This window comes from uncultured Campylobacter sp. (genome assembly GCF_937890585.1).
In the GTDB taxonomy this organism is placed as follows: domain Bacteria; phylum Campylobacterota; class Campylobacteria; order Campylobacterales; family Campylobacteraceae; genus Campylobacter_A.
In genome coordinates, this window is the sequence record NZ_CALACG010000293.1 from 1 (window position 1) to 8,871 (window position 8,871).

Below are 8,871 nucleotides of genomic sequence, written 5' to 3' on the forward strand. Positions count from 1 at the left end.
GATTACATCCTTTATAATGTCACTAAATTATTTTAAAAAATATAACTTTATAGTTATTTCCAAGGAAGGTTAAGATGAGAACTCTCTTATCTTTAATCATGGTGTGTGCTGCGCTACTTGCTAATGAGACTAATCTAAAAAATGAGTTAAACAATGAAGAGATTAGAGCGAATATGGCAAGCTCTTTTAACGAAAGCTCCAACATAAATTTGCTTAACGAAAAACCAACTTCAGAAGGTAAGCTAAATTTAAACGAAACCCCATGCTTTAAAATAGATAAAATTTCACTTCTTAGTGAGAACGAAGTAGCTAGCTTTAACGCTAGCAGTGGTGCTGATGAGGCTATAATAAGAAAAGCATATCAAGATAACTTTTCTAAATTTAGCTCTATTTTAGAGACTAGCTTAAACAAGCTTGACTTTAAATCAGGCAGCTGTCTTGGCAAAAACTCTATCAATCTAATCATAAACTCTTTTAACAACGAGATAATAAAAAGTGGCTATATCACTTCAAGTGCTAGCCTAGTTACAAAGAGTCTAAAAGATGCCAAGCTAGAGTTTGTGATAAATCTTGGCCTAATAGATGATATAAGCATCAATGAGCTTGACACTCAAAGAAATAGAGCGAGCCTATTTAGCGCATTTGGTGAGTACTCTCATAAAAATAAACTAGCAAATATAAGAGATATCGAGCAGGCTCTTGAGTCACTTCAAAACGTCTCGAAAAATGACGTTAGCATTAAATTCTTACCTTCAAATAGAGCTGGCTTTTCAAATATAGTGATCACTAGGGTTGATAGCTTCCCACTAAAGGCTGCTATCAGCCTTGACAACCTTGGCTCAAAACAAAGCGGCAAGTACCAGGGCATGCTAAATTTAAGCACGCTAAATTTACTTGGATTTAACGAAATTTTTAGCTTCTCACGCGGCAAAGATATATTTAAAAAATATGAGGTCACAAATAAATTTAATGGCGCAAGTGATCACGGAGCTTCAAATAACTACTATTACGGCTTTAGTATCCCATTTGGCTACTTTATGCTTGAGTATGAAAAGAGCAAGTATGACTACGCCCAGATCATAAATGCAGCCTACAATCTCTACACATATAAAGGTAGAAGCGAGAGTGACTCACTAAGCCTTGCTTATACATTTTATAGGGACTCAAATTTTAAAAATAGCGCTTATGTAAAGCTATTTAAGAGAAAAAATAAAAACTACCTAGAGGACTACGAGCTAGATAACCAAGCTAGAAGAAATGCTGGATATGAGGTAGGCGTAAAATCAAGCTACAACTCATATAATCAAGCTTTTAGCGCCAAGCTGGCTTATAAAAAGGGCACTGGTATATTTAACTCACAGCCAGATCCTTTAGAAGATAGCGGCGAGGCAACATCTAGGTTTGCTCTAATAAATTTAAACCTGAACTACAAATATAAATTTGAACTTCCACTAAGCTACGATCTAAATATCAACGCAAGATATGGACTAAATAAACTAAGCTTGCAGGATAAATTTAGTATCGGTGGATACTACAGTGTTAGGGGATTTGACGGGGAGAGCTCGCTTGTTGGAAACCACGGAGTAAGCGTAAGAAATACCCTCTCATATAACTACTATAAGAGCAACTCTATCTATGCAGGGCTTGACGCTGGCATGGTAAGAGCAGCAAGTAGTGGTATAAAGGATAAAAACACCCTTGCAGGATACGCCATAGGTCTAAGAGGCAGCATAAAAGCCTACAACAACCTAAGCTACGACATATCTGTCTCTAAACCTCTTTATAAACCAAAGAGCTTTGAAACTAAATCAACAAATGTAAATTTCATCATAAGCTACGAATTTTAAGGATAAAATATGCTAAAGAACAACCAAATTTCAAATGCACAAAAGCCTAGCCTTTTAACCATAGGTTTAAATTTCTACGTAAGTCTCTCTTTGCTACTTGCCACTTCACCAGCATTAGCAAATGAGCCAAGTATCATAGCTGATCCAGGTGCTAGTAACCGCCCTGATATACTAAAAGCTCCTAATGAGACGCTAATAATAAACATCACAAACCCTGATAGCAAGGGCGTCTCTATGAACGAATATAGTAGGTTTAATACGCCAACCACTGGCACTATCCTTAATAACTCTAACAAAAACATAGACACTAAGATAGCTGGCCAGATAGATGCAAACTATAGGCTAAATAAAGAGGCAAGCCTTATTATCAACAAAGTAAATTCGGCTGAGAAATCATCTCTAAAAGGAAATTTAGAGGTTGCAGGTAGCAGAGCTGATGTGGTTATAGCAAACCCAAATGGCATAAGCGTAGATGGTCTAAATATGATCAACTCTCGCTCACTCACACTAACAACAGGCAATATCAATAAACTAAGTCCTAAAGAGATAGAGCTAATATCTGATAAGTCAATCGACATCGTAGGGGACGGCCTAAACGATAAGAGCAGCGACTATACTAATGTGATCTCAAATGCCATAAATTTAAACTCAAATATCCACGCAAATGAGCTAAACATCATCGGTGAAAAGGCGGTTGCTTCAAGCAATGGCAAACTATATAACGACGTAAAAACTAAAAACCAAGAAAACAGCTTTAGCCTAGATAGTAGCGCACTTGGCGGTATGTATGCTAATAAAATCAAACTAGTTGGCACAAGTAATGGTGTAGGCGTAAATAATAATGGCCTAGTGATAGCAAATAACAACATAGAGATAAGCCTTGATGGCGATATAGTTAATGCCGGCGCTATCGCTTCTAACAAAGATGCAAACATAAAAGCAAATACTATAACAAACAAAGATGAAGCGCTAATAGGTGCAAAAAATACTCTTAACATAAAAGCAGATACTTTGGTAAATACCTCAAGTCAAATTTATGCTAAAGATATAAATGTAGAGGCTAAAAAGCTGGTAAATAACTCAAGCTCGCAGGCTAGGGTGGATACAGTGCATAAACAAGGCACTATGCATCTAAAAAAAGAGGGTGTCAATAGATATAAGCTTGGCGTAAATTTAAAAGAACTAAAAGAAAAAATAAGTGTGAAACTAGCTAAGAAGCTAGGCAAAGATATAAGTGAGCTAGATGAAAACGAGGTAAATGAGCTAGTGTTAAAAGAGGCTATAAATAAAGATAGCGCTCTATATGCTCTAAATTTACACAAAGACTCACATCTAGTTGGCACTAGCCAAAAGATATTTCACAACCTAAGACTAGACTATGATACAAATGAAGCACTAGTAGATACTAGTAGAGCAAAGAATAATGAACAAAAAAGAACTATCACATATAGTATAGTTAAAGATGTTCTAAACGAAGATGATAAGGCAAATTTTATCCCAGGTAGCATAATAGCTAACAATGATATAAATTTAAATGTAAACGATGTCTTAAACGATAAGAGTGTTATATATGCTGGAGGAGATCTAAAGCTAAATAGCGATAATGTAGAAAACATAGCTCTAATGCTAAATAACCACGTAAATAACTATAGCGTTTATAAATGGAAAGAGAAAAAGAAATGGTATAGGAGAGGATTTAAAAGCAAATGGGTAACTAAGGGCGGAAAAAGCACAAATTTTAACTTCTCATACACAGATGTTGGCTTGCCAGCAGTCTTTGCAGCGGGCAATAATATAGTAGGAAGCACACAAGACTTTTCAAGTTATGCACTAAATGATGATATAAAGCTAGCAAATGTTGATCTGGATAAATTCTCTGAGCCAATATTTAATAGCCCAATTATTAAAAACCTAAATAGAAGAGTGAAAAACCAAGGGTATTACTACAGCCTTGATAGTATAAACTCAGCTTATATAGCAAACATCCTTGATAGTCTATATGAAGCAAGAAATGAGAGCATAAGTAAATTTAAAAAAGAGGCCAAAGATAAAAACGTAAAAGCCTCAGCTCTAGTAATGGCAAATAACATAGACCTAGACGCCAAAGGCAACATAAGCCTAGCTGGCAGCGTAGTGGCTGATAATGTAAATTTAAATGCAGATAAAAAGATAAAGCTAAAAGGTGCAGAACTAGTAACTAGTAGAGATGCCAACATTGCGGCTAATGATATAGAGATAGATAGCTCTGATCTAAAATCTAAAAATCTAAGCTTAAATGCAAAGAATAATATAAATTTAGATCAAAGCAAATCTCAGTTTAGCAAAGTCTCTAACCTAGAAGCTACAAACGATATAAATTTACAAGCTGGCAATGATATAAAAGTCTCTGGCTCAAATTTAGATGCGAGTAGAGATATAAATTTAAACTCAGGCAATAATATAGAGATAAAAGCAGATGAGTTTAGCTACACTCACCACGCAAGCTCTAAAGGTATGAAATTTGATGAGAGTGTAAAAAGAGTAAGCGCTGCAAATTTAGACGCTAAGGATATAAATTTAAATGCTAAAAATGCTCTTTTAGTCTCATCGTCTCATCTAAACGCACTAAAAGATATAAATTTAAATGCTAGTGACATCATACTAGCAGCACAGTCAAACACTAGCGAGGCAACCGCTATAAATAGCTCTAAATCGCTCCTTTCTAAAAAGCAAACCATAGATAGCGCCATAAGCTCAGAGGTAGTAAGCACTAGCCTAAAATCAGGCAATAATATAAATTTAAACTCAGCTAACGATATCTATCTAGTATCATCTAAACTAAAATCAGACAAAGATATAAATTTAAACTCAAACAACAATATCCTCTTTGAAAATGGCTACAACGTAGAGGCTAGCTCACACTCTTCTAAAAAGAGCAAAATATCTTTAAACCCAAATGCCTTTTATAAGAGTAGCTTTGATCTTGTAGCAAATGGTAGCAAAAAGGCAGTTTATAGTACCATAGACTCAGGAAGTGATATAAATTTAAATGCCAAAGGTGCTCTTAGCCTAAAAGGTGCAAACCTAAATTCAGACAATGATATAAATTTAAACGCAGAGCTTATAACTATATCAAACACTAATGATGAAAGCTACCATAAAGAGGAGCACAAGAGTAGCAGAGTAGGTATCTTAAAGCCTAATGAAGTGCTAAAAGATATCGTTGTCGATCTAAAAAGAAAGCTAAACCCTCTAAAAGAGGCAAAAGATAAATTTAGCTCTCTTAGCACACCTACATTTGTAATAGGAAAAACATCTACCAAATTTGAAAGCAACAGCCTAGAAGCTAAAGCCTCTAACATAAAAGCTGGCAATAATATAAATATCAATGCCAATAAAGATATAAACATAGTAGCTTCAAATGTAGATGCTAAAGAGAACTTAAATTTAAAGGCTAATGAAGCGATAGAAATTTCATCGACAAATAGCATCTCTAATACCAAATCAGAATCTACATCTAGAAAGATTCTCGGCAAACAAAGCGCGTCAGCTAGCTTTAAAAATGAAGAGGTTGTTAGCTCAAATTTAAACTCCAAAAACATAAACATAGCCTCAAGCCAAGATACTACACTTATAGGCTCAAATATCAGCGCAGATGAGAGTCTAGATATAAAAGCTGATAATCTAAATTTACTCCCAGCCTCATATAGCTTAGAGAGCTCATCTAAATTTAAAGACTCAGGCTTTGGCGATCTAATAAAATCAAATGGTGAAGAGAGCAGCTCAAACTATAATCTTGCCATAAGCACACTATCGGCAAAAGATATAAGCCTAAGCTCAAATACCATAAATGCTCTAGCATCTGTAATAGAGGCTACTAATGTAGATGTAAATACAAAGCTTTTAAATTTAGTCTCATCAAAGAGCACATCTGTAAATACAACTCTAAGTAATAGCGCAGGAGTTTTAACAGCTACTATAAAAACAAAAGGCAAGATAGAAGAGGTAGAGATACCAGCTATCATCAAGGTAAAAGATAAATTTACACTAAATGGTAAAGATATAACAGACAAGCTAGACACTACAGCCTTTAAGGCTATAAACGACTCTTTAAACTCAGAGGAATTTAAAGAGGGAGTTATAAGAGAGTTAAGATCAAACTCAGATACTCCAATAGATGAAGAGACGATAAATCAAGTAAAAGCAGTCCTAAATTCTAAAGAGTGGGAAGATAAGACAACTACTCTTAGTGGAATGGGAGCTCTAATAATAACAGCCATCGTTACATTTCTAACAGCAGGAGCTGGAACCGCTGTAGCTGGAGCACTTGGAGCAGCTGCTAGCTCAACCGCAAGTGCAGCCATATCAGCTATGACAACAGCTGTCATAGCAAACTCAACTGTTCAGCTAACAAACAACCTCTTATCTCATGGCAAGGTAAAATTTGATACATCATCCCTAGCTAAATCAGCCATTAGTGCAGGGGTAGGCTCATATGTTAGTAGCTATATATCAAGTATAAGCACTCTAAGTAATACTAATATCATAAATACACCAACTTATACCTTCTCTTATGCAGATCTACTAAGCTCCACATCAAACGCAGCAATAAACTCTGCCATCTATAAAACGAACTTTAAAGATGCACTACTATCAAATTTAATCTCTAAAGCAACAGACAATGCTTACAAGGCAGTAGGAAGCTACTCAAGCAGTGAAGCAAATATAAACTCTAACTCACTATTTAAAGAATCAGGTCTAGGTAAGATAGCTCTTCACTCAGCCGTAGGAGCACTATCAGCAAAGCTATCTCATGAAAACGTTGCAGCTGGTGCATTAAGTGGGGCTGTAAATGAAGCACTATCTTCCATCTTATATAAAGATACATCAAATATGAGCACTAAAGAGATAGAAGCTTATAACAACAAACGCCTACTAGCATCTCAGCTAATAGGCATAATAGCTGGAGGTATAGCTAATGGCGATAAAGGAGCAAACACAGGATATAAGATAACTACAAGTGCAGATACTTATAATAGACAGCTTCATCAAAGAGAAACCGATAAGATCAAAGAGCTATCAGAAATTTATGCAAAAGAAAAGAGTATATCACTGGATAAAGCAACGAGCATAGTAGCTAAAGCATATTATTCTAGTGTAGATAGTGACGCCAACGACTTTTATATAAACAACCTAAGTAGTGATGAGTCTATAGAGATATTAAAAGCAAAAGAATTTATACAAGATAATTTAAATATCTCTAACAACCATTTAGTAAATGGTAATGATATATCAAACACATCTAAAAAAGAGTATTACGATAGGTATTCAAATTTACAAGGCTATAATGACAATAAAGACTTTTATGAAAAATACCTTAGCATAAAAGATCAAGATAATACTCTTAAATTCTCTGCCTCAGATCTAGCTTCTGGCTTTATAAAACCATATAAAGATATATTTGGCTATATAGTATCTGATCCACTAAATAGCTCAAAAGATATCTTGCTAGGAGCTATAAACCCTATAGGATCAGGATATGAGCATGGATACCACTTAAGAGAAATTTATGAAAAAGTAAGTCTAGATAGCTTCTTAAAAGATGAAGCTGGCTATAATAAACATGGTGGTGAACTAGCAGGTAACGCAGTCCATGCGATAGCTTTAGGTGGCAAAGGTGTAAAGCTAGTTAAGGATAAGTTAGGCTCTTTAATCTTTGAAGATTTAGATACCATTGGCAGTAGTTTTTCTGGGTATGCCATTAAAAATGCTGGAGAAGTTAGCAGGGTTTTAAACAGAATAGAAAAGGGCGCTTCAAAAAATAGAGCTCCAGAGTTTGATGGTGGTAAAATAACTGAATATAATTTTTTGATTTCTGCTGAAAGATGGCTTGGAAAAGATTATATTTCATTACCAAATGGAAGATATGTTTCTAAAGATGGTACTAGGCAGATCAGGTATGGAAAACATGAAACAATGTCAAAAAAACATCATGCCCATTTCGAGGTATATGACCAACCAATTAAAAGTGGTGGAAAAATAATAGAAAATACGGCTGTAGAAATTATTAGGGATAGTGAAAAATGAGAGAACTTTATAAGATTTATTTAAAGGACAATGTGCAATTGGGGCAGATACCAAAAACAATTCACTATTCTGGCAACACTCTTTTGCCAAAGCCATTTGCACTAAGTATCGTAAAGTATAGCGACAATGAAGGATATTATTTGTTTTATCTTGACAAATTTGGAGAAGAGCAGGCAGATACGTATCATGAGACTTTAGAAGATGCCTTTGGGCAAGCAGAATTTGAATTTGGCGTAAAAAAAGATGAGTGGTTGATTGCACAGTAGCTAAAGAAAAACAGTAGACTACTCATTTAGCGAGGCACTTAAAAATTTAAGGATAAAAAATGATAGTTAGATGTGTAAAAGTCGATGACGAACAGTGGGGTTTTAGACTTTATAAAAAATATATAGTTTATGCTTTACGCTTTAAAGAGACAAAAGTTAGCTTTCTTATTTATGATAACAATAGATGGTATCCATTTTTTTACGATTCTAAATATTTTGAAATTTTAGATAACTTTGCGCCAAGTTCTTGGAGGCTCTCAGAAGATAGCCGCGCAACTATCGTTGCATACGAAGAAATGGCGTCTAGCTTTGATAGTTATTATTTTGATTTGGTAGATATAAAACCCTCTGTTATAGAAAATTTTATGCAAAGAAAAAGAGAGATCGATAAAGAAGTTGTGCAAAATAGACTTAAAAATGGCATAGAACTAAGACTAAAGGCTATAAACGACCTTCAAGCGCTAGGCAAAATATCTAATCTTAAGCTAAATTTTGAAAATGAACTAGTTAAAATAAATATAAATATTGACAATAAAACAAGATATGAGTATTTAAAAAATAGTGGTCAAAGCTGGTGTTATATGAAGCTAGATGACGGCAAATTTGAAGCGATGACAAGCGTTGATAGGCTAAATTTTGTACTTAAAAGAGCTATTAAATTTATAGAGACGACATAATCTAAAGGATAAATT

Annotated in this window: 4 protein-coding genes; all 4 read left to right on the plus strand. The window is 34.7% G+C overall.

Going from position 1 to position 8,871, the window contains the following annotated elements; translation table 11 throughout:
- The first annotated feature begins 74 nt into the window (after nt 1-74).
- The 4 genes from Q0296_RS08755 to Q0296_RS08770 are packed head-to-tail and all read left to right on the plus strand — an operon-like array spanning nt 75 to nt 8,856.
- Complete coding sequence (locus tag Q0296_RS08755) at nt 75-1,847, plus strand: ShlB/FhaC/HecB family hemolysin secretion/activation protein (RefSeq protein ID WP_298039448.1); 1,773 nt, start codon at nt 75-77, stop codon at nt 1,845-1,847.
- 9 nt (nt 1,848-1,856) lie between these two features.
- Nucleotides 1,857-7,913 (plus strand): hemagglutinin repeat-containing protein, encoded by a 6,057-nt coding sequence (locus tag Q0296_RS08760; RefSeq protein ID WP_298039451.1) that lies wholly within the window; start codon nt 1,857-1,859, stop codon nt 7,911-7,913.
- Nucleotides 7,914-7,945: 32 nt separating this feature from the next.
- Nucleotides 7,946-8,179 (plus strand): hypothetical protein, encoded by a 234-nt coding sequence (locus Q0296_RS08765; RefSeq protein ID WP_298039453.1) that lies wholly within the window; start codon nt 7,946-7,948, stop codon nt 8,177-8,179.
- Between the two features lie 59 nt (nt 8,180-8,238).
- The gene (locus Q0296_RS08770) at nt 8,239-8,856 is read left to right on the plus strand and encodes a hypothetical protein (protein WP_298039456.1); all 618 of its coding nucleotides are present in this window, start codon (nt 8,239-8,241) and stop codon (nt 8,854-8,856) included.
- Nucleotides 8,857-8,871: the final 15 nt, after the last annotated feature.